Source organism: Enterobacter cloacae complex sp. P16RS2, assembly GCF_014982155.1.
GTDB classification, from domain to species: domain Bacteria; phylum Pseudomonadota; class Gammaproteobacteria; order Enterobacterales; family Enterobacteriaceae; genus Enterobacter; species Enterobacter cloacae_M.
On record NZ_JADCKW010000002.1, the window covers coordinates 1 to 21,924 of the forward strand.

18 protein-coding genes are annotated in these 21,924 nt (G+C 53.9%); 6 read left to right on the forward strand and 12 right to left on the reverse strand.

Annotated elements, in window-relative coordinates:
- Positions 1–244 precede the first annotated feature (244 nt).
- The 5 genes from asnB to nagB all read right to left on the reverse strand — a co-directional run bounded on the left by asnB (position 245) and on the right by nagB (position 6,190).
- Entirely contained in the window at positions 245–1,909 is a 1,665-nt protein-coding gene (gene asnB, locus INF68_RS00400; protein ID WP_023310762.1) for an asparagine synthase B, read from the reverse strand.
- Positions 1,910–2,158: 249 nt separating this feature from the next.
- Positions 2,159–2,911, reverse strand: a complete 753-nt coding sequence (gene nagD / locus INF68_RS00405) for a ribonucleotide monophosphatase NagD (RefSeq protein ID WP_029740145.1) — start codon at positions 2,909–2,911, stop codon at positions 2,159–2,161.
- Positions 2,912–2,956: 45 nt separating this feature from the next.
- Positions 2,957–4,177: an N-acetylglucosamine repressor gene (locus INF68_RS00410; RefSeq protein WP_045356601.1), complete on the reverse strand. Its 1,221-nt coding sequence runs from the start codon at positions 4,175–4,177 to the stop codon at positions 2,957–2,959.
- A gap of 8 nt (positions 4,178–4,185) precedes the next feature.
- Positions 4,186–5,334: an N-acetylglucosamine-6-phosphate deacetylase gene (gene nagA / locus INF68_RS00415; protein ID WP_109844992.1), complete on the reverse strand. Its 1,149-nt coding sequence runs from the start codon at positions 5,332–5,334 to the stop codon at positions 4,186–4,188.
- 55 nt (positions 5,335–5,389) lie between these two features.
- On the reverse strand, positions 5,390–6,190 hold the full coding sequence (gene nagB, locus INF68_RS00420; RefSeq protein WP_023310765.1) for a glucosamine-6-phosphate deaminase: 801 nt from the start codon (positions 6,188–6,190) through the stop codon (positions 5,390–5,392).
- A 328-nt stretch (positions 6,191–6,518) separates the two neighbouring features.
- On the opposite strand from nagB, the gene nagE reads away from it, so the two are divergent.
- From nagE to chiQ, 4 genes are all read left to right on the forward strand, one after another.
- The gene (gene nagE / locus INF68_RS00425; RefSeq protein ID WP_071891616.1) at positions 6,519–8,540 is read left to right on the forward strand and encodes an N-acetylglucosamine-specific PTS transporter subunit IIBC; all 2,022 of its coding nucleotides are present in this window, start codon (positions 6,519–6,521) and stop codon (positions 8,538–8,540) included.
- A gap of 169 nt (positions 8,541–8,709) precedes the next feature.
- The gene (gene glnS / locus INF68_RS00430) at positions 8,710–10,377 is read left to right on the forward strand and encodes a glutamine--tRNA ligase (RefSeq protein ID WP_029740147.1); all 1,668 of its coding nucleotides are present in this window, start codon (positions 8,710–8,712) and stop codon (positions 10,375–10,377) included.
- A gap of 446 nt (positions 10,378–10,823) precedes the next feature.
- Positions 10,824–12,221 (forward strand): chitoporin, encoded by a 1,398-nt coding sequence (gene chiP / locus INF68_RS00435; protein WP_023310769.1) that lies wholly within the window; start codon positions 10,824–10,826, stop codon positions 12,219–12,221.
- A 47-nt stretch (positions 12,222–12,268) separates the two neighbouring features.
- Positions 12,269–12,595: a ChiQ/YbfN family lipoprotein gene (gene chiQ / locus INF68_RS00440; RefSeq protein WP_032668313.1), complete on the forward strand. Its 327-nt coding sequence runs from the start codon at positions 12,269–12,271 to the stop codon at positions 12,593–12,595.
- Positions 12,596–12,735: 140 nt separating this feature from the next.
- On the opposite strand, the gene fur is transcribed toward chiQ, so the two are convergent.
- From fur to ybfF, 4 genes are all read right to left on the reverse strand, one after another.
- Entirely contained in the window at positions 12,736–13,182 is a 447-nt protein-coding gene (fur, locus tag INF68_RS00445) for a ferric iron uptake transcriptional regulator (RefSeq protein WP_023310771.1), read from the reverse strand.
- Between the two features lie 291 nt (positions 13,183–13,473).
- Positions 13,474–14,004, reverse strand: coding sequence for a flavodoxin FldA (gene fldA, locus INF68_RS00450; protein WP_008501067.1), 531 nt, complete (start codon positions 14,002–14,004; stop codon positions 13,474–13,476).
- Between the two features lie 155 nt (positions 14,005–14,159).
- The gene (gene ybfE, locus INF68_RS00455; RefSeq protein WP_028019455.1) at positions 14,160–14,447 is read right to left on the reverse strand and encodes a LexA regulated protein; all 288 of its coding nucleotides are present in this window, start codon (positions 14,445–14,447) and stop codon (positions 14,160–14,162) included.
- A gap of 128 nt (positions 14,448–14,575) precedes the next feature.
- Positions 14,576–15,349 carry an esterase gene (ybfF, locus tag INF68_RS00460; protein WP_126785953.1) on the reverse strand — a complete coding sequence of 258 codons (774 nt, stop codon included), beginning with the start codon at positions 15,347–15,349 and terminating at the stop codon, positions 14,576–14,578.
- Positions 15,350–15,532: 183 nt separating this feature from the next.
- Here ybfF and seqA point away from each other — a divergent pair, with 183 nt between their 5' ends.
- Together seqA and pgm are read left to right on the forward strand one after the other, a co-directional pair.
- The gene (gene seqA, locus INF68_RS00465; protein ID WP_008501070.1) at positions 15,533–16,081 is read left to right on the forward strand and encodes a replication initiation negative regulator SeqA; all 549 of its coding nucleotides are present in this window, start codon (positions 15,533–15,535) and stop codon (positions 16,079–16,081) included.
- 24 nt (positions 16,082–16,105) lie between these two features.
- On the forward strand, positions 16,106–17,746 hold the full coding sequence (pgm, locus tag INF68_RS00470; RefSeq protein WP_045356603.1) for a phosphoglucomutase (alpha-D-glucose-1,6-bisphosphate-dependent): 1,641 nt from the start codon (positions 16,106–16,108) through the stop codon (positions 17,744–17,746).
- 104 nt (positions 17,747–17,850) lie between these two features.
- On the opposite strand, the gene potE is transcribed toward pgm, so the two are convergent.
- From potE to speFL, 3 genes are all read right to left on the reverse strand, one after another.
- A complete protein-coding gene (gene potE / locus INF68_RS00475) occupies positions 17,851–19,164 on the reverse strand; it encodes a putrescine-ornithine antiporter (RefSeq protein ID WP_109846265.1) in 1,314 nt (437 codons plus the stop codon).
- Positions 19,161–21,359, reverse strand: coding sequence for an ornithine decarboxylase SpeF (gene speF, locus INF68_RS00480; protein ID WP_126785952.1), 2,199 nt, complete (start codon positions 21,357–21,359; stop codon positions 19,161–19,163). Before speF ends, potE begins: the two co-directional genes overlap by 4 nt.
- A 254-nt stretch (positions 21,360–21,613) precedes the next feature.
- Complete coding sequence (speFL, locus tag INF68_RS00485) at positions 21,614–21,718, reverse strand: leader peptide SpeFL (RefSeq protein ID WP_003858645.1); 105 nt, start codon at positions 21,716–21,718, stop codon at positions 21,614–21,616.
- Positions 21,719–21,924: the final 206 nt, after the last annotated feature.

A 21,924-nucleotide genomic window follows, 5' to 3' on the forward strand; every position in this document is an offset into this window, starting at 1 on the left:
CCAACTGAGCTACGTAGCCATCTTTTTTCGCGTTACCTTATCGGCGTTGCGGGGCGCATTATGCGTATAGACCCTTGCAGCGTCAACACCTTTTTCAACGAAAATAGCCGGAATGTGACTGTTTGGTTAGGTTGCGAACAGCGTGACCGAATATTCGGCAATTATTGGTTATTAATCAGATTTAGGCGGTGAAATGTGAGGAAAAAAATCAGGCCCCTGAGGGGCCTGATTGCGATCTGAGTGATTACTTGTAGGCTGACTGGTGAACGCCTACCGCGCGTCCTGATGGATCGTTCATGGATTTGAAAGATTCATCCCATTCAATCGCTTTGGCAGAAGAGCAGGCGACGGACGGGCCACCCGGTACGCACTCCGCGGCGCTCGGTACCGGGAACAGCTCTTCAAAAATTTCACGGTACAGATAGGCTTCTTTCGAGCCCGGCGTGTTGTACGGGAAGCGGAAGCTCGCGGTTTCCAGCTGTTGGTCAGAAACCTGTTTCGCCGCGACCTCTTTCAGGGTGTCGATCCAGCTATAGCCTACGCCATCAGAGAACTGCTCTTTCTGACGCCATGCCACGCTCGCCGGCAGGTAGGATTCAAAACATTCACGCAGGATATGTTTTTCCATTTTGCCGTTGCCGCACATCTTGTCCTGCGGGTTGATGCGCATCGCCACGTCGAGGAATTTCTTATCGAGGAACGGCACGCGCGCTTCCACGCCCCAGGCCGACATCGCTTTGTTGGCACGCGCACAGTCGAACATATGCAGCGCCTGCAGCTTGCGCACGGTCTCTTCGTGCAGCTCTTTGGCGTTCGGCGCTTTGTGGAAGTACAGGTAGCCGCCAAACACTTCGTCAGACCCTTCACCGGAGAGCACCATCTTGATGCCCATCGCTTTGATCTTACGCGACATCAGGTACATCGGCGTTGAGGCGCGGATGGTGGTCACGTCATAGGTTTCAATGTGATAGATCACATCGCGGATCGCATCCAGACCTTCCTGCACGGTGAAGTGAATCTCATGGTGCACGGTGCCGAGGTGGTTCGCCACTTCCTGCGCGGCTTTCAGGTCAGGTGCGCCTTCCAGGCCAACGGCAAAAGAGTGCAGCTGTGGCCACCAGGCTTCTGAGCGCTCCTGATCTTCCACGCGACGGGCCGCGAATTTCTTGGTGATCGCGGAGATCACGGAGGAGTCCAGACCGCCGGAGAGCAGCACGCCGTACGGCACGTCGGACATCAGGTGGCTTTTCACGGAATCTTCCAGGGCCTGACGCAGCTCGGCTTTGTCCGTGACGTTGTCTTTCACCGCATCATAGTCGAACCAGTCGCGCTGGTAATAGGAGCGGATCTCGCCGTCTTTGCTCCACAGATAGCTGCCTGCCGGGAACTCTTTAATGGTGCGGCAGACAGGCACCAGGGCTTTCATTTCAGAGGCAACGTAGAAGTTGCCGTGCTCATCGTGACCCATGTACAGCGGGATAATGCCGATGTGGTCACGGCCAATCAGGTAAGCGTCTTTTTCGCTGTCGTACAGGGCGAAGGCAAACATGCCCTGCAGGTCGTCCAGGAACTCGGGCCCTTTCTCCTGATACAGCGCCAGGATCACTTCACAGTCAGAACCGGTCTGGAACGCGTAGCGGTCGCCGTATTCGGCGCGCAGCGCCTGGTGGTTGTAGATTTCACCGTTGACAGCCAGCGCGTGCGTTTTTTTCTCGTTATACAGCGGCTGTGCACCGGCGTTGACGTCAACAATAGACAGACGTTCGTGAGCCAGAATCGCTTTGTCACTGGCGTAAACGCCTGACCAGTCCGGGCCGCGATGGCGCATCAGGCGGGACAGTTCGAGTGCCTTTTTACGCAGTTCGCCCGCGTCAGTTTTAATATCCAGTACGCCAAAAATTGAACACATAACCTTCTCCGTTAACCCTGTTGCTTTGTAATGTTGCTTGCTTATGAAAATGCCGCAAAGGGGCAGGGCGCGCAAGCGTTTTACGGGTGAAAACGGAAATAGTGCAATAGTGATTGCGGAATAGTGAAAAAAGAGTACGTCATGAATGCTTTTATTGATGATTATGCAATGAAACGTGTTTTTTGTTAGATGGCGTTCTATTTATGTAGGCTATAAATGAAAAACCACGCCCTGTGGCGTGGTTCGGTATCAGATGATGTCGATTTCATCGACGGAGGGGTAAATCCAGCTTGGCCGGAACGGCATCGAATCAATGTCATCAAGTTGAGAGACGCCGGAGAGGACCAGAATCGTCTCCAGACCCGCCTGGAATCCGGCCAGAATATCGGTGCGCAGGTTGTCGCCGACAATAACGGTCTCTTCAGAGTGGGCCTGCATCTTGTTGAGCGCGGCACGAATGATCCACGGGCTCGGTTTACCGACCACAAAGGGCTGACGACCTGAGATTTTTTCGATACCTGCGCACAGCGCGCCGCAGGCCGGATAAAAACCACGGCCGTGCGTATCCGGGTTGGTAGCGATAAAGCGCGCGCCGCTGGCGACAAAGTATGCAGCCTTATGCATCATCTCCCAGTTAAAAGAGCGCGTTTCGCCGACAATCACAAAGTCCGGGTTCACGTCAGTGATGGTAAAGCCAGCTTTGTACAGCTCGTGTATCAGCGCACCTTCACCCACCACGTAGGCTTTTTTCCCTTCCTGACGCTTAAGAAAATCCGCCGTGGCCATTGCCGAGGTATAAAACACGCTGTCCGGAACATTGACGCCCGCCGTGGCAAAGCGGTTAGCCAGATCCTGACCGGTTTGGGAAGGGTAGTTCGTGAGCAGAACCAGAGGCATTCCTTTGTCGATGATGCGGTGTAGAAACTCCGCAGCACCCGGCACGGCAACGTTGTCGTGCATCAGCACGCCGTCGATATCACAAATTACATTCTTAATGGTCATGGACAGTCCGACATCAAAAAAAGAAGGCGTTACTATAAGGTCCGATCAACTTTCCAGCAAATGCTGCAGCAGAATTCCGTTGAGCATGGCGCGTTTGACCAGCGCGAACGCGCCGATCGCCGAGCGATGGTCAAGCTTTGAACGAACCACCGGGAGGTTCTGGCGGAATGCTTTCAGCGCCTGGGTGTTAATACAGCCTTCAATGGCGGGGAGCAGCACCTTTTCCGCTTCCACAATTTCACCGGCGATCACCACTTTTTGTGGGTTAAACAGGTTAATGGCGATGGCGATGGTTTTCCCCAGGTGGCGTCCTACCTGCTCAATCACTTCGCAGGCCAGCGCGTCACCCTTATTGGCGGCTTTGCAGATGTTGCCAATTTTGCAATCGTCCAGCGTGACGCGACTTTGGTAACCCTGTTCAAGGAGATGGCGAACGCGCTGCTCGATGGCCGTGTTGGCGGCAATGGTCTCAAGACAGCCGAAGTTGCCGCAGTGGCAGCGCTCCCCGAGGGGCTCAACCTGAATGTGGCCAATCTCGCCGACGTTACCGTTGCGACCAATAAAAATACGGCCGTTAGAGATAATACCGGCGCCCGTTCCGCGGTGAACGCGCACCAGAATAGAGTCTTCGCAGTCCTGGCTCGCACCAAAGTAGTGCTCTGCCAGCGCCAGCGAGCGAATGTCGTGGCCCACAAAGCAGGTCACTTTAAAACGCTTTTCCAGCGCGTCGACCAGCCCCCAGTTTTCAACCTGAATGTGCGGCATATAGCGGATCACGCCGCTTTCCGGGTCGACCAGGCCGGGCAGAATCACGGAGATGGCGATGAGTTCGCGGATCTTGCGCTGACAGCTTTCAATAAACTGCGCGATGGTATTCAGCAGCGCATGCTCCAGCGTCTCCTGGGTGCGCTCCGGAAGAGGGTAGTGCTCTTCCGCAATGGCTTTACTGCTCAGATCGTACAGTGTGAGTGTGGTGTCATGACGGCCCAGACGGACGCCAATGGCCTGAAAATTGCGGGTTTCGGTAATAATGGAGATGGCGCGGCGGCCCCCGGTGGAGGCCTGCTGATCGACTTCTTTGATCAGACCGCGCTCAATGAGCTGGCGGGTAATTTTTGTCACGCTGGCGGGAGCAAGCTGGCTTTGTTCGGCTATCTGAATTCGCGAGATTGGTCCGTGCTGGTCAATCAGGCGGTATACCGCCGCACTGTTAAGTTGTTTAACGAGATCGACATTACCGATTTGAGCTTGTCCGCCAGGTGTCATACTTTTACTTACTCAGTGACGACCTCGTTACCATTAACGATGGTCTTAATAATTTTATAATCGTGTGTGAATGCCGTCAGGTTTGCAACCATACCTGGTGCAATTCCGCCAAGCTGTTTATCCACGCCCATTGCGCGAGCCGGATAAAGGGTTGCCATACGCAGGACTTCATCAAGCGCAATCCCGCAATGTTCAACCAGGTTACGCACCCCTTCAATCATGGTCAAAGAGGAACCGCTCAGCGTACCGTTTTCATCCACACACAGTCCATTGCGGTAGTATATTGTTTTACCAGCAAAAATGAACTGCTCAATATTTGCACCTGCCGGTGCGGTGGCATCCGTCACCAGACAAAGCTTGTCACCTTTCAGCCGCTTAGCGTTGCGGATGTTGGTGTAATCGACGTGTAAGCCGTCAGCAATAATGCCGCAGTAGACGTCTGGCTCATCCAGAATCGCCCCGACCAGACCCGGTTCACGGCCTGTGATATACGGCATGGCGTTGTAAAGGTGCGTTGCGAAGGTAATGCCCGCGCGGAAACCGGCTTTCGCTTCTTTCAGCGTCGCGTTTGAGTGACCTGCTGAAACGATAATCCCGGCACCAGCCAGTTTGCTGATGACATCCGTACCCGTCATTTCAGGCGCCAGCGTCACTTTGACGATCACATCGGCGTTCGCACACATGTAGTCAACCAGCTCCGCATCAGGTTTACGCACGTAATTCGGGTTATGCGTTCCTTTCTTGACCATATTCAGCCATGGCCCTTCAAGGTGCAGACCCAGCGCCTGATTAGGATGTTTGGCCAGGTATTCGCGCATCACGCGGATACCCTGCTTCATGAGGTCATCACTGCTGGTGATGAGCGTTGGCAGATAGCTGGTGCAGCCCGATTTCTCGTTGGCTTTCTGCATGATCTCCAGCGTTTCGACCGTCACCGCATCCGCGGTGTCATTGAATTGCACACCGCCGCAGCCGTTGAGCTGTACGTCGATGAAACCGGGGGAGATTACTGCTCCATTGAGTGAGCGCTGTTCAATCTCCGGCGGCAGTTCTGCCAGCGGACAAACACGTTCAATCAGGCCATCAGCGATAACAATCGCATGGTCATCCAGAATTTCATGGCCGGTATAAATCCGACCGTGGGTTAAAGCGTACATAACGACCCCCGGTTAAAAAAAGCGGCCGCCTCTTGATGAAGAGGCGGTTATTCAATTACAGACCTTTGATGTTCTCAGCTTCTAACTCGTTGAAGTATTTCAGCGTTTTAACCTTCAGCTCCATCGTGGACGGTTCGTCGCAGACGATGACTGATTTCGGATGCAGCTGCAGGCAGCTGATGGTCCACATATGGTTTACGTTGCCTTCAACGGCAGCCTGGAGCGCTTGCGCTTTCACACCGCCCAGCACCAGAATCATCACTTCTTCGGCATCCAGCAGGGTGCCTACGCCTACGGTCAGGGCGTATTTTGGAACCTGGTTAACATCACCGTCAAAGAAGCGGGAGTTTGCCACGCGCGTGTCATGGGTCAGCGTTTTAATACGTGTGCGGGAAGCCAGAGATGACGCCGGTTCGTTAAACGCAATATGACCATCATTGCCTACGCCACCCATGAACAGGTGGATCTTACCGTAAGAACGGATTTTTTCTTCATACTGACGGCATTCTGCGTCAATATCAGGCGCGTTTCCATTCAGCAGGTTAATATTTTCAGATGGAATATCAACGTGATCAAAGAAATTGCGGTGCATAAAGCTATGGTAGCTTTCCGGGTGGTCTTTCGGTAAGCCAACGTATTCATCCATATTGAAGGTCACAACATGTTTGAAGCTAACCTGGCCTGCTTTATGCATCTCAACCAGTGCCTTATAGGCGGTCAGCGGCGTGCCGCCTGTCGGAAGTCCAAGAACGAAAGGACGATCGGCGGTCGGTTTAAAGGCGTTAATACGGTTAACGATATGGCGAGCGGCCCATTTACCGACTTGTTCAGCAGTTGCCAGGGGAATCAGTCTCATTGTTCACCTCAAGAGTTAAAGTAGAAGAGTGGGCGGATGGCTATCGGAACCTGATACTTAAGCGTAACCTGGAAACTTTCAGGCCGGATCAATCCGTCTTGATTTTTTGAATGATAAAATAAGTTTTCGCTGTTAGCCAGTATAAGGGAGGGTGAATAACGATATTTGGTGACAAAAATCACAAAAAGTATGCGTTTAATTTGCGATACGAATTAATTTTTCACACACTCACAATGCCAGTGAAGCATCAACTGTATCTATAGTTCGTGACACAATAAAAAACAGAGCTGAGAACATGCCTTAAACGGGGTCTCATAGGGGGAAGAAAGTGAGTATTCTAGGTTATTTACAAAAGGTTGGCCGCGCGCTTATGGTGCCGGTCGCCACGCTGCCTGCCGCAGCCATCCTGATGGGTGTCGGCTACTGGATTGACCCCAACGGCTGGGGTAATACCAGCGCGCTGGCGGCGTTCTTTATCAAGTCAGGTTCCGCCATTATCGACAACATGTCCGTGTTGTTCGCGATTGGTGTGGCTTACGGTATGTCCAAAGACAAAGACGGTGCCGCTGCGCTGACCGGTTTTGTCGGTTTCCTCGTGTTAACCACCCTCTGCTCGCCTGCAGCGGTGGCCATGATCCAAAAAATTCCGGCGGACCAGGTTCCGGCGGCGTTCGGTAAGATCAGCAACCAGTTTGTCGGTATCCTTGTGGGTATCATCTCCGCCGAACTGTATAACCGCTTCAGCAGCGTAGAGCTGCCAAAAGCGCTCTCCTTCTTTAGCGGTCGCCGCCTGGTTCCTATCCTGACCTCGTTTGTGATGATCGTTGTTGCGTTCATCATGATGTACGTCTGGCCGATGATCTTCGACGGTCTGGTGAACTTCGGTGAGCACATCCAGAAACTGGGTTCTGTCGGTGCGGGCGTGTATGCGTTCTTCAACCGTCTGCTGATCCCGGTCGGTCTGCACCACGCGCTGAACTCCGTATTCTGGTTCGACGTTGCCGGTATTAACGATATCCCTAACTTCCTGGGTGGCGCACAGTCCATCGAAGCAGGTAAAGCGGTTGTCGGTATCACCGGTCGTTACCAGGCGGGCTTCTTCCCGATCATGATGTTTGGTCTGCCGGGAGCTGCACTGGCTATCTACCACTGCGCGCGTCCAGAGAACAAAGCAAAAGTGCTGGGTATCATGATGGCGGGTGCGTTCGCGGCCTTCTTCACCGGTATCACCGAGCCGCTGGAGTTCTCCTTCATGTTCGTGGCGCCGGTTCTATATGTGATCCACGCCGTGCTGACCGGTATCTCCGTGTTCATCGCTGCCAGCATGCACTGGATTGCCGGTTTCGGTTTCAGCGCCGGTCTGGTGGATATGGTGCTGTCGTCCCGTAACCCGCTGGCGACCCACTGGTGGATGCTGATCCCGCAAGGTCTGGTGTTCTTCGCGATCTACTACATGGTGTTCCGTTTCACTATCACCAAATTCAACCTGATGACCCCGGGTCGTGAACTGGCCGTGGCCGGTAGCGAAGCGGATGGTCAGGATGTGAACGTGAGCGGTGCTCAGGATCAGGACGTTTCAGGCCTGGCGCGTCAGTACATCGCCGCAGTCGGCGGTTCTGATAACCTGACCGGTATCGACGCCTGTATCACTCGTCTGCGTCTGAACGTCAAAGACTCTTCCCTGGTGAACGAAGCGCTGGCTAAACGTCTGGGTGCTTCCGGCGTTATCCGCCTGAACAAAACCAGCGTGCAGATTATCGTTGGCTTCGTAGCAGAGAAAATTGCTAACGCCATGAAAACCACTGGTCCGGTAGCCGCAGCAGACGCTTCTGCCGCACCTGCCGCCGCGCCAGCGGCTGCAAAACCGCAGGCGGTACCGAACGCTAAAACGGTAGCCGCGCTGGTTTCACCTGTAACCGGTGAAGTCGTTGCGATTGAGCAGGTGCCTGACGAAGCCTTCGCCAGCAAAGCGGTTGGTGACGGTGTGGCGGTGAAACCAACGGACAAAACCGTTGTGTCTCCGGCGGCCGGTACCATCGTGAAAATCTTCAACACCAACCACGCGTTCTGCCTCGAAACCGAAAATGGCGCGGAGATCGTTGTCCATATGGGTATCGATACCGTTGCGCTGAACGGTCAGGGCTTTACTCGCCTGGTGGAAGAGGGCGCTGAAGTGGTGGCCGGGCAGCCGATTCTGGAAATGGATCTGGACTTCCTGAACGCCAACGCGCGCTCCATGATAAGCCCGGTCGTTTGCAGCAACATCGATGACTTCAGTGGCCTGGTCATTCAGGCGAAAGGTCAGGTTGTTGCGGGGCAAACGCCGCTGTATGAGATTAAAGGCAAGTAATCGCTCCTGAGTAGAGTCATGCCTTAAGCGGCGGGGGATATCCTCCGCCGCTTTTTTTTGCAGCAAAAGCCCCCATTATTTTCTTCAGAGACGTTTTAAGGGTTGTCACTACGTCCGGCTTATAAGATCATATGCCGTTATACGTTGTTTACGCTTTGAGGAATCCACGATGAGTGAGGCAGAAGCCCGCCCGAGTAACTTTATTCGTCAGATCATCGATGAAGATCTGGCCAGTGGTAAGCACACCACAGTTCATACCCGTTTCCCGCCGGAGCCGAACGGCTACCTGCATATCGGGCATGCGAAGTCCATCTGCCTGAACTTTGGCATTGCGCAAGACTACCAGGGACAGTGCAACCTGCGTTTCGATGACACCAACCCAGTAAAAGAAGACATCGAATACGTTGAGTCCATCAAGAATGACGTGCAATGGCTGGGCTTCAACTGGTCTGGCGATATCTGCTACTCCTCTGACTATTTTGATCAGCTGTACGCCTACGCGGTTGAACTGATCAACAAGGGTCTGGCGTATGTTGACGAACTGTCTGCTGATGAAATCCGTGAATATCGCGGTACGCTGACCGCCCCGGGCAAAAACAGCCCGTTCCGCGATCGCAGCGTGGAAGAGAACCTGGCGCTGTTTGAAAAAATGCGTGCCGGCGGCTTCGAAGAAGGCAAAGCGTGCCTGCGTGCCAAAATCGACATGGCGTCTCCGTTCATCGTGATGCGCGATCCGGTGCTGTACCGCATCAAGTTTGCGGAACACCACCAGACCGGCAACAAGTGGTGCATCTATCCGATGTACGACTTTACCCACTGCATCAGCGATGCGCTGGAAGGCATTACGCACTCCCTGTGTACGCTGGAGTTCCAGGACAACCGTCGTCTGTACGACTGGGTTCTGGATAACATCACCATTCCTGTGCATCCACGCCAGTACGAGTTCTCTCGTCTGAATCTGGAATACACCGTGATGTCCAAGCGTAAGCTGAACCTGCTGGTGACCGACAAGCACGTTGAAGGCTGGGATGACCCACGTATGCCAACCATCTCGGGTCTGCGTCGTCGTGGTTACACTGCCGCCTCTATTCGTGAGTTCTGCAAACGCATCGGCGTGACCAAGCAGGACAACACCATTGAGATGGCCTCCCTGGAATCCTGCATTCGCGAAGATCTCAACGAAAACGCCCCGCGCGCGATGGCGGTTATCGATCCGGTTAAGCTGGTTATCGAAAACTATCCGCAGGGTGAAAGCGAGCTGGTCTCCATGCCTAACCATCCGAACAAACCGGAAATGGGTAGCCGTGACGTGCCGTTCAGCGGTGACATCTGGATTGACCGCGCTGACTTCCGCGAAGAAGCCAACAAGCAGTACAAGCGTCTGGTGCTGGGTAAAGAAGTGCGTCTGCGTAACGCCTACGTCATCAAAGCCGAGCGCGTAGAGAAAGATGCAGAAGGGAATATCACCACCATCTTCTGTTCATATGACGCTGAAACGCTGAGCAAAGATCCGGCGGATGGCCGCAAGGTGAAAGGCGTGATTCACTGGGTGAGCGCTTCCCACGCGCTGCCGGTAGAAATCCGTCTGTACGACCGTCTGTTCAGCGTGCCTAACCCAGGTGCTGCGGAAGATTTCCTGGCGACCATCAACCCGGAATCTCTGGTGATCAAGCAGGGTTATGCGGAGCCTTCTCTGAAAGCCGCTGAAGCGGGCAAAGCGTTCCAGTTTGAACGTGAAGGCTACTTCTGCCTGGACAGCCGTTACAGCACGGCGGAAAAACCGGTATTCAACCGTACCGTAGGTCTGCGTGATACCTGGACGAAGATCGGCGAATAATATTGCTGGTCTGGTCAATGAGAGACAAACGCCGCACCATGCGGCGTTTTTTTATTTAACGATCAGGGTATTAAGACAGGGCCTAAAGAGGCGTGATAAAAATATCAGGTCAATGAGGTGCTACTTATTTTTTTAAAAAAAGTTTGTGTCATTACGAAAAACAAAAAGGTGATAAAAAAGGAAAGAGGTCTCACGTCTAGCTACTGAAATACCTGATAATTCCGTGCCATTCCTCGCCTCCCCGCAAATGTTACAAAGCACTACCAATTATGTGCACTTCGTCATAATCCTGACTTTTGCCCGCTAAAAAGCATTGATAATTCGCGTCGCGAAAAATAACCTAAAGACGGTAGTTAATTCGAGGGTATTTAAAACTACCCCTGACCATTTGGTCTTTTTTATTTACGCCGCTTCAGGCGTTTTAATTCGTCAAAGAGGAATAATCTATGCGTACGTTCAGTGGCAAACGTAGTGCGCTGGCGCTGGCTATTGCCGGTGTGACAGCCATGTCGGGCCTGGTGGTGACACCAGAGGCGAAAGCGGCGGGCTTCATCGACGATTCTACCCTCACGGGCGGTATTTATTACTGGCAGCGTGAACGTGACCGTAAAGACGTCACCGAAGACAAATACAAAACCAACCTTTCTCACTCCACCTGGAACGCCAACCTGGACTTCCAGTCAGGCTATGCCGCGGATATGTTCGGTCTGGATATTGCTGCGTTTACCGCGATTGAAATGGCGGAAAACGGTGACAGCGCCCACCCGAACGAAATTGCCTTCTCCTCCAGCAACAAAGCCTATAAAGAAGACTGGTCCGGGGATAAGAGCGGTATCAGTCTTTATAAAGCCGCTGCAAAATTTAAATACGGTCCGGTTTGGGCGCGCGGTGGTTATATTCAGCCAACCGGTCAGACTCTGTTAGCGCCGCACTGGAGCTTTATGCCGGGTACCTATCAGGGTGCGGAAGCCGGGGCGAATTTTGACTACGGTGATGCGGGGGCGTTGAGCTTCTCCTATATGTGGACCAACGAGTACAAAGCGCCGTGGCACATCGAGATGGACAAGTTCTACCAGAACGATAAAAAAACCAAAGTTGATTACCTGCACTCGCTGGGCGCGAAGTACGACTTCAAAAACGATCTGGTGCTTGAAGCGGCATTCGGTCAGGCACAAGGCTATGTCGATCAGTATTTTGCCAAGGCCAGCTATAAATTCGATGTCGCGGGTAGCCCGCTGAGCACCAGCTACCAGTTCTACGGTACGCGCGACAAGGTCAGCAACGGTGGCGTCAACGACATTTATGACGGCACCGCGTGGCTGCAGGCGTTAACCTTCGGCTACAAGGTCGGTCAGGTTGATTTACGTCTGGAAGGCACATGGGTGAAGGCGGAAGGGCAGCAGGGCTACTTCCTGCAGCGTATGACCCCGACCTACGCCTCCTCCAACGGTCGTCTTGATATCTGGTGGGATAACCGCTCTGACTTCAACGCCGACGGTGAGAAAGCGGTCTTCTTCGGCGCAATGTATGACCTGAAAAACTGGAATCTGCCGGGCTGGGCCGTGGGTGCCTCTTACGCTTACGCCTGGGACGCAAAACCTGCCGATATGGCCACGCCGGATGCATACTACGATCCCAACTATCGCCTGAAAGAGTCTTCCTACAGCCTCGATGCTATCTATACCCTGCAGGATGGCCGCGCGAAAGGCACGATGTTCAAACTGCACTTCACTCAGTATGACAACCACTCCGATATCCCGAGCTATGCGGGCGGTTACGGCAACATCTTCCAGGATGAACGTGACGTGAAATTCATGGTTATTGCCCCATTCACCATTTTCTGATGAACGCACCGGCGGGCTGAGTCCCGCCGGTATGGAGACTGCACATGATGAAAAAAATTGTAATCGTCGCGTTGCTGGCATCAGGGCTGGTGGCGTGTGCTCAGAATCAGGCGCCGAAAGAGGACTCCCGTCTGAAGGAGGCGTATAGCGCCTGCATAAATACTGCGGAAGGATCGCCGGAGAAAATTCAAGCCTGTCAGAGCGTGCTGAACGTGCTGAAGAAAGAGAAAGCGCATGAGCAGTTCGCTACGCAGGAGAACGTCCGCGTGATGGATTACCAGGCCTGTATCCAGGCGCGTAAAACCGGTAACGATCAGGAAGTGGCGAAGCGTTGCGATAAGATCTGGAACGAGATACGCAATAACAATAAATAAGTGCTTTACGCCCGGTGGCGCTGCGCTTACCGGGCCTACAAAGGTGTCATCGCCCGTAGGCCCGGTAAGCGCAGCGCCACCGGGCTTTTTCAGGTAAAAAAAAAGCCAACCTTGCGGCTGGCTCAGAGTATGAATACTGATTATTTCGCGTCGTGCGCGTGGTCGTCTTCGCGGCAGTCGCCTTCAGCGCAGTGACCGTAAAGATACAGGCTGTGGTTCGTCAGGCGGATGCCATGACGCGCCGCGATTTCACGCTGGCGTGATTCAATGGAATCATCGCTGAATTCAATGACCTTGCCGCAATCGAGGCAGATCAGGTGATCGTGGTGCTGCTGCTGGGTCAGTTCGAAAACAGATTTACCGCCTTCGAAATTATGACGGGTAACAATGCCCGCGTCATCAAACTGGTTCAGCACGCGATAGACGGTAGCCAGCCCAATCTCTTCACCCATGTCGATAAGACGTTTATAGAGGTCTTCCGCACTGACATGGTGATTGTCTGGACCCTGAAGCACTTCAAGGATTTTTAACCGAGGAAGCGTAACTTTCAGGCCAGCCTTCTTTAATGCGGTATTGTTGTCAGTCATGCGGAATCTGTCCTGTTGCTAAACGATTCACTTCTGTAGGAAGTGACAGAAAATGCACCCGGGATAATGCGTCTCATTATAGAACTGCCATGGCTAAATGAAAACTGCAAGTCTCAGGCAAAATATGCTTATAAAAATGGGGTATCACCGACAAACCTGCTCAATGGAAAACCACATTTTATCAGGGAGACATTGTACAGGTCTGGGCGAAAAAGTTAAAAGATTGTAGCGATTAATTTAATCGGTTTGACCTGGAGCACGGGCGCAGCCGCCGCTGCGCCGCGATAAAAATCAGGCGTTCAGAATATCGTCCAGGTGCAGTTCCTCACGGATCTGCTTCACCCACTTCTCAACGCGCTCTGCCGTCAGCTCTGGCTGACGGTCTTCGTCGATGGCCAGACCCACGAAATGATCGTCATCGGCCAGGCCTTTAGACGCTTCAAAGTGGTAACCGGCGGTCGGCCAGTGGCCGACGATAACCGCGCCGTTCGGCTCAATGATATCGCGGATGGTGCCCAGCGCGTCACAGAAGTATTCGGCGTAGTCTTCCTGATCGCCACAGCCAAACAGGGCGACCAGCTTACCGTTGAAGTCCACTTCTTCCAGAGTCGGGAAGAAATCATCCCAGTCGCACTGGGCTTCACCGTAGTACCAGGTTGGGATACCCAGCAGCAGAATGTCATAGCCTTCCAGATCTTCTTTGCTGCTCTTGGCGATGTCATGCACATCAGCAACGTCTTTACCGAGCTGTTTTTGAATGTTTTTTGCGATATTTTCGGTATTGCCGGTATCACTGCCAAAGAAAATGCCGATGATTGCCATGAGTAAAATAACCTCTTGAAACTTAATAGTATGGTGGCGCAATTTGGCCACGGATAAGGGGAATAATAGCAGAACTGGCAACCCTGCGGAAACAGCTATCGCGCAGGACTGCACTCTGTGCTAAATGAAAAGGGCGATAAAGGGGATTTTCAGACTTATGCCTGGCTGCGTAACGTCTCAAGCTGGACGAGCAGCATCTCTTCAATGAGCTCGCTGCGGCTGATATTTCGCGCGTCAGCCAGCTCGTTAAGTGCATCGACGGCGTCGGCGTTAAGCTTCAGTTCGACACGCTTAAGCCCACGATTTTTATCGCGTTTAAGCTGGTTGCGTTTATTGATACGCAGCTGTTCATCGCGCGAAAGCGGATTCGTCTTGGGTCGTCCCGGGCGACGCTCATTCGCGAACAGATCTAGTGTCGTACGGTCCGTTTGTTCTTTGGCCATGATTCTGAGACTTCGGGGGAAACACGCCGCCCTGCTAATGCCCGGGCGATAAGCGCGCCATCATACATCACCAAAAACGGCACGCCAACGACTGGAAGCCCGCAGCCTTCCAGTCGCTTTCTTTTTAATCAATTTGCAGTATCAGCGAGATAGCGGCGGATGGCGCGCAGTACGGCGTCCGGTTTTTCCGCATGCACCCAGTGCCCTGCACCGGCAATCACGTGGGCGCGAGCCTGCGGGAATTGGGCCAGCAGCGTGTCGCGGTACGCGTCGGTAACGTAAGGCGAGTTGCCGCCGCGAATAAAGAGAGTAGGGTGTGGCCAGGCGGGGACGGTTTCCCAGCCGACGATGTTATTGTACTGGTCCCAGAGCACCGGCACGTTAAAACGCCATTGCCCGTCAACAAACGACTTCAGCAGAAACTGAACGACGCCTTCTTCATTAAGATGCTCACGCATGACGGCAGCCGCCTGTTGGCGCGTCGCGACACCCGCTTCTGTGACCGCATTAATAGCGGCAAAAATCTCGTCGTGACGACGGACGTCGTAATCCACGGGCGCGACGTCAATCACCACCAGGCCGCTAATACGGTCCGGGGCCAGTGCCGTCAGGGCCATCACCGCTTTGCCACCCATTGAATGCCCGATGAGGGTCACCTTTTGCAGGTCGTGGGCATCCAGCGTATCCAGCAGATCCTGCGCCATCGCCGCGTAGGTCATCTTGTCGGAACGACCGGAAAGACCATGATTGCGCATATCGACCTGTAAAATATCGTGGTCGGTAACCAGATCGCGCGCCAGCACGCCCAGGTTATCCAGACTACCAAAAAGCCCGTGAACCAGTACGATGGGAGAATTATTGTTCAGCGATTGTGCAGTTTGCGCTCGGGTATTCAATTTCATGGCAAAGTTCTTTTTTTACGTATGTCAGGTTAGGGTATCATGTTGACCATTCTGCCGCCCGGCTGCAAGGTTCCAGTTTAATCTGACTTTTGCTGCCAACCTGGTTTGACGCTATCCGCTGTTGGGATTTGACCTTATAATCCCAATGACTTGTATTCAGATAAGATATCGCACTGGATTAAGATGAAAACAATCGAAGTTGATGACGAACTCTATCAGTATATTGCCAGCCAGACGCGGCATATCGGGGAGAGCGCGTCCGACATTTTACGGCGCATGCTTAAAATTTCCGCCGCTTCACAGCCTGCTACCCCAGTCACCAAAGATGTCGTGTCTCAGCCGAGCGTTGTTGCACAAGCAAAACCTGCCGTGACGCCTGCAAAAGATAAAGTGCGCGCGATGCGCGAGCTGCTGCTCTCCGATGAATACGCGGAGCAGAAAAAGGCGGTTAACCGCTTTATGCTGGTGCTGTCTACACTTTACTCACTGGATAACAAAGCGTTTGCTGAAGCGACCGAGTCGCTTCACGGCCGTACTCGCGTCTATTTCGCGGGCGACGAGCAGACGCTGCTGCAAAATGGCAATCAAACCAAACCCAAACATGTTCCTGGCACCCCGTACTGGGTGATCACCAATACCAATACGGGCCGCAAGTGCAGCATGATTGAACACATCATGCAGTCCATGCAGTTCCCGGCGGAATTGATTGAAAAGGTTTGCGGTACAATTTAACCCTTGCATCAGAAGGACCCGGTAATGGCAAATCACAGCCGTGCAGGCCAACCTGCACAACAAAGCGATTTGATTAACGTCGCTCAGCTGACCGCGCAGTATTATGTGCTGAAACCGGTCGTGGGCAACGCAGAACACGCAGTGAAGTTTGGTACATCTGGTCACCGCGGCAGCGCGGCGCGCCACAGCTTTAACGAACCGCACATTCTAGCCATTGCTCAGGCCATTGCGGAAGAGCGCGCTAAAAACGGCGTTACCGGTCCGTGCTACGTGGGGAAAGATACCCATGCCCTGTCTGAACCGGCATTCATCTCTGTTGTGGAAGTGCTGGCGGCAAACGGCGTTGATGTGATTGTTCAGGAGAACAACGGCTTTACCCCGACGCCTGCGGTCTCTAACGCCATCCTGGTACACAACAAAAAAGGTGGTGCGCTGGCGGACGGTATCGTTATCACGCCATCCCACAACCCGCCGGAAGACGGTGGTATCAAATACAACCCGCCTAACGGTGGCCCGGCCGACACTAACGTCACCAAAGTGGTGGAAGATCGTGCGAACGCGCTGCTGGCTGACGGTCTGAAAGGCGTGAAGCGCATTTCTCTGGATGCTGCCATGGCGTCCGGTCACGTGAAAGAGCAGGATCTGGTTCAGCCGTTCGTGGAAGGGCTGGCGGATATCGTCGATATGGCGGCCATCCAGAAAGCCGGCCTGAAGCTGGGCGTGGATCCGCTGGGCGGCTCCGGTATCGAATACTGGAAACGTATCGCCGAGCATTACAAGCTGGATCTGACCATCGTGAACGATCACGTCGATCAGACCTTCCGCTTTATGCACCTGGACAAAGACGGCGCGATCCGTATGGACTGCTCCTCCGAGTGCGCGATGGCGGGCCTGCTGGCGCTGCGTGATAAATTCGATCTGGCGTTTGCTAACGACCCGGATTATGACCGTCACGGTATCGTCACCCCTGCCGGGCTGATGAACCCGAACCACTATCTGGCCGTCGCAATTAACTATCTGTTCCAGCACCGCCCGCAGTGGGGCAAAGAGGTGGCCGTCGGTAAAACGCTGGTTTCCTCCGCGATGATCGACCGCGTGGTCGAGGCCCTGGGTCGCAAGCTGGTGGAAGTGCCGGTCGGCTTCAAATGGTTCGTTGACGGTTTGCACGACGGCAGCTTCGGCTTTGGCGGTGAAGAGAGCGCGGGCGCATCTTTCCTGCGTTTCGACGGCACGCCATGGTCAACCGATAAAGACGGCATCATCATGTGCCTGCTTGCGGCGGAAATTACCGCTGTCACCGGTAAGAACCCGCAGGAACATTACAATGACCTGGCGGCACGCTTTGGTGCACCAAGCTATAACCGTATTCAGGCTGGCGCGACGTCAGCCCAGAAAGCGGCCCTGTCCAAACTCTCTCCTGAGATGGTCAGCGCAAGCACCCTGGCGGGCGATCCGATCACTGCTCGTCTGACGGCGGCACCGGGCAACGGCGCATCCATTGGTGGTCTGAAAGTGATGACCGAGAACGGCTGGTTCGCCGCGCGTCCGTCCGGTACGGAAGATGCGTACAAAATCTATTGCGAAAGCTTCCTCGGCGCTGAGCACCGTCAGCAGATTGAGAAAGAAGCGGTAGAGATTGTCAGCGAAGTGCTGAAAAACGCGTAAGTGCGGTATGGGTGCGGGCTGATGCCCTCACCCCGGCCCTCTCCCATAGGGAGAGGGAGAAAACACTAAAAACGGCAACCCATGGGTTGCCGTTTTGCTTTTACTTAACTGTGCTTGTTCTTCAATTCAAACCGTGGTGACACCAGACCGTACAGCGTCCAGCCCATAAAGGTCACCATTGCCCCGTAGAGCATCGCTTCCTGGCCGGATGAGTAGAGCGCATAGAAGCTGTAGATTGCCCCAATCAGCGCCACGATATTGGCCGCACGCGCTTTGCGTGGATCCACCTTCGCCACCTTCTGGATGATCACCAGCGCTGCCATCGACAGAATATACGGAATGATGTTCGTCACCACCGCCAGGTTAACCAGCACGTTGAACTGGCTGTTCAGCGACGGGCTAATGGTCATCAACGATAATCCACTCTGGAAGATAACAATCGCCAGCATGCCCTGCACCGGCGCATCCGATTTGGTCACGCGGGAGAAGATTTTCGGGAAGTAACCTTCATCGGCCGAGGATTTAAACACCTGCGCGATGGTGAACTGCCAGCCGAGGAGTGAACCGCAGCACGACATGACCATCAGACCCATAATCACTTTCCCGACTTCCGGCGTGAACATCTGCGCGAAGGCCAGTCCGAACGGCGCCGTAGAGTTAGCAAGATCCATGTTTGGCACAATCCCGGCAATCACGTTAGTCGAGACGATATAGATCACCGCCGCGCCCAGCGTACCGCCGAGGACCGCAATCGGCACGTTCTTTTCCGGATTCTCTACCACTTCCGCGTTCGCGCAGGCGGATTCCAGACCCAGGAAGGCCCAGAGCGTCATGGCGATAGAAGAGCCGACCGCGGTAAAGAACGGCACATGGTGCGGGTTCCAGGAGTTGGCGTAGAGCGTCGGGCTAAACCAGAACCAGCCGATGATGCACAGGCCGATAACCGGGATAATCACGCCCCAGACGGTGATGCTTGAGAGCTGTCCGGTGATACGCGCGCCGCCAAAGTTAGCCACGGTGCAGATCCACAGCACGCCGATGGTCGCCAGCCCAATTTGCACAGGACTGAGCGTCGCGCCAAACAGCTCCGTACCGTAACCCACGGCTGAGATGGCAATCGCCACGTTGGCGATCAGCAGCGACACGCCGTAGGTGTAGTTGGCCATAAAGTTGCCCGACTTGCCAAAGGCGTATTCGGCATAGCCGCCCATGCCGCCTGACTTACGGCTGAACATCCCGCACTTGGCGAACGCCCACGCCAGCGCCATTGAACCGACTGCCGTCACCAGCCAGGAGATGATAGAGATGGTACCCACCTCTGCCAGTTTGGTGGGCAGCATGATAATCCCGGAGCCCATCATGTTCACCATGGTGAGGATGGTCAGCTGCACCACGCCCATCTTATTGGACTTACTCATAATTTCTCTCCTTTCAGCAGCGCGGGCTGAGCGGCGGGTTGTTTGATAACGTTACAGCGAACCTGTTTGCGACCCTCACACTCCTCGACGTACACACCCTGCAGCTCCGGCGCGAAGCCCGGCAGAAGGTTGATGCCTTCTTCCAGCGCGGCAAAGTAGCGCAGCACGGAACCGCCCCAGACTTCCCCTGGAACCACGCACAATACCCCCGGTGGATAAGGGAGCGCGCCTTCGGCGGCGATGCGGCCTTCCGCGTCGCGCAGGGAGACCAGTTCAACCTCACCGCGCAGATAGGCGTAGTTCGCGTCCTGCGGGTTCATCATCACGCGCGGGAAGTGAGACTTGCGGAACATCTCTTTCTGCAGCTGTTTCACGTTGTGGCGGGCGTACAGGTCATGCATTTCCTGGCAGATCTGGCGCAGGGTGTAATCCGCGTAACGTTCCGGATGTTGTTTGTAGAGAGAAGGCAGGACGTCTTTCAGCGGAACATCGCTCTCGAGCAGTTTTTCGAAGCGCACCAGCTGCGCCACCAGCTGCTGCAGTTTGCCCATATCTTCCGCAGGCGTGAGCAGGAACAGGATCGAGTTGAGATCGCATTTTTCCGGCACGATGCCGTTTTCACGCAGGAAGTTGGCAAGGATAGTGGCGGGCACGCCGAAGTCGTCATACTCCCCGGTGCGGGCGTTGATGCCCGGTGTGGTCAGCAGGAGCTTGCACGGGTCGATAAAATACTGATGCTCAGCGTAGCCTTCAAAAGCGTGCCAGTTTTCACCCGGTACGAAGTGGAAGAAGCGCAGATCGGTCGCAATTTCCGCCGTGTCCCAGCTTTCCCACGGGCGGCCATCCACCGTTTCCGGCACGAAGGGGCGCAGATACCGGCAGTTCTCCAGGATCAGCTTGCGCGCTTCGATACCGTTCACCACGCAATCCATCCACATGTTGCGGCCGCTCTGGCCTTCATGCATACGGGCGTTAATGTCCAGCGCAGCGAACAGCGGATAAAACGGGCTGGTGGAGGCGTGCATCATAAAGGCATTGTTCAGCCGCTTGTGCGGGACATAGCGCTGTTGCCCTTTGATATGGCTGTCTTTCTTATGGATTTGCGAGGTCTGCGAGAAGCCGGCCTGCTGTTTATGCACGGACTGGGTGACCAGGATCCCCGGATCGTTTTCGTTCAGCTCCAGCAGCAGCGGAGAGCAGTCGGCCATCATCGGAATAAACTGCTCGTAACCCACCCAGGCCGAGTCAAACAGAATGTAATCACACAGATGCCCAATCTTATCCACCACCTGACGGGCGTTATAGATGGTGCCATCGTAGGTACCCAGCTGGATCACAGCCAGACGGAACGGACGCGCATCGCGCGCACGGCCCGATGCAACTTCGGCCACCAGCTCGCGCAGGTACTGTTCTTCAAAACAGTGGGCGTCAATGCCGCCGATAAAGCCGTACGGGTTGCGCGCGGTTTCCAGATAGACCGGCGTTGCGCCTGCCTGGAGTAGGGCACCGTGATGGTTGGATTTGTGGTTGTTGCGGTCGAACAGCACCAGGTCGCCCGGCGTGAGCAGGGCGTTAAGTACCACTTTGTTGGATGACGAGGTGCCGTTCAGCACGAAGTAGGTCTTATCGGCATTAAAGACCTTCGCCGCATGTTGCTGCGCAATGCACGGCGCGCCTTCGTGAATCAGCAGATCGCCCATCGCCACGTCGGCGTTACACAGGTCGGAGCGGAAAAGCGTCTCGCCAAAGAAATCCACAAACTGATTACCGGCAGGATGACGGCGGAAGAACTGGCCACCCTGATGCCCCGGGCAGTCAAACGCGCTGTTGCCCTGCTTCACATAGTCGACAAGGGCGCGGAAAAACGGCGGGCGCAGCTGGGTTTCATACTTCTGGGCCGCCGCTTCCAGCTGGCGTCCATAAAAGTCGTTGCTGGTGTCTGAATACTCAAATACGCCGTGAATGCGCGATAAATAGTCTGCCGGAATGAATTCCTCTTTGTGCGTCGCGACAAAAACAGGAATGCCAAAACCGGTGGCTTCTATTTCGTCCAGGATACCGCTGGCAATATCCGTGACCGCCAGAACAATGGCGGCAACATCAATATAATCAGAGGCGCGGACATCTACCAGTTCACGCTGGGTAGTAAAGCAATCCGGACATGCACGGCTGGCTGCGATTTTTAAACTTTTCATCTTTCTCTCTTTATTTTAGGTAATAAGCGTCCCTCGATTTCCTGCAAGAAAGAAATCGATAATTTACCGGAAAAAAAGCAAAGGGTGGCCGCTGATTAAAATCAGTGAATTGCTTTTTTGATGATTGAAATTCAGTCCGCCCGGTGCGGATGAGTCTGAATTAAAATGAATGAGCGCACGAGTTCACAGGCAATCGCCTGTAAAATAAGGTGTTTCAGGATAACCTGTAAGCGGGTGCGCCAGAAGTCGAAGGACTACCGGGCATTAAAGAGATGAAAGTCAAAGCAGTTTCGGTGGGCAAACATCATGATATGTGTTGTCCGCCTTATATGGGGCATTAAGCGATTGTTGTTTTCCATGTTTCATTTTCCTTTCAGTAATTGAAAGCATGGTCATTTTATCCAGGAAAAGGCGATTAACCGTGAGGTAGATCACCGTTAACCGATCAAATCAGAAATAAATATTCGTTTTAGATGAATATCGCAGATCAAAATTCTGATTTGTTGGTGTTACGTTAACAGGTTGTGTTATCAATGTTTTAAATGAAAAAGAATAACCCGTAAAA

Coding starts and splice junctions, on each gene's coding strand:
- seqA (WP_008501070.1), top strand. CDS start 15,533: ATGAAAACAATCGAAGTTGATGACGAACTCTATCAGTATATTGCCAGC.
- pgm (WP_045356603.1), top strand. CDS start 16,106: ATGGCAAATCACAGCCGTGCAGGCCAACCTGCACAACAAAGCGATTTG.
- speF (WP_126785952.1), bottom strand. CDS start 21,359: ATGAAAAGTTTAAAAATCGCAGCCAGCCGTGCATGTCCGGATTGCTTT.
- ybfE (WP_028019455.1), bottom strand. CDS start 14,447: ATGGCCAAAGAACAAACGGACCGTACGACACTAGATCTGTTCGCGAAT.
- asnB (WP_023310762.1), bottom strand. CDS start 1,909: ATGTGTTCAATTTTTGGCGTACTGGATATTAAAACTGACGCGGGCGAA.
- glnS (WP_029740147.1), top strand. CDS start 8,710: ATGAGTGAGGCAGAAGCCCGCCCGAGTAACTTTATTCGTCAGATCATC.
- ybfF (WP_126785953.1), bottom strand. CDS start 15,349: ATGAAATTGAATACCCGAGCGCAAACTGCACAATCGCTGAACAATAAT.
- potE (WP_109846265.1), bottom strand. CDS start 19,164: ATGAGTAAGTCCAATAAGATGGGCGTGGTGCAGCTGACCATCCTCACC.
- nagD (WP_029740145.1), bottom strand. CDS start 2,911: ATGACCATTAAGAATGTAATTTGTGATATCGACGGCGTGCTGATGCAC.
- nagA (WP_109844992.1), bottom strand. CDS start 5,334: ATGTACGCTTTAACCCACGGTCGGATTTATACCGGCCATGAAATTCTG.
- fur (WP_023310771.1), bottom strand. CDS start 13,182: ATGACTGACAACAATACCGCATTAAAGAAGGCTGGCCTGAAAGTTACG.
- INF68_RS00410 (WP_045356601.1), bottom strand. CDS start 4,177: ATGACACCTGGCGGACAAGCTCAAATCGGTAATGTCGATCTCGTTAAA.
- chiP (WP_023310769.1), top strand. CDS start 10,824: ATGCGTACGTTCAGTGGCAAACGTAGTGCGCTGGCGCTGGCTATTGCC.
- fldA (WP_008501067.1), bottom strand. CDS start 14,004: ATGGCAATCATCGGCATTTTCTTTGGCAGTGATACCGGCAATACCGAA.
- chiQ (WP_032668313.1), top strand. CDS start 12,269: ATGAAAAAAATTGTAATCGTCGCGTTGCTGGCATCAGGGCTGGTGGCG.
- nagB (WP_023310765.1), bottom strand. CDS start 6,190: ATGAGACTGATTCCCCTGGCAACTGCTGAACAAGTCGGTAAATGGGCC.
- speFL (WP_003858645.1), bottom strand. CDS start 21,718: ATGGAAAACAACAATCGCTTAATGCCCCATATAAGGCGGACAACACAT.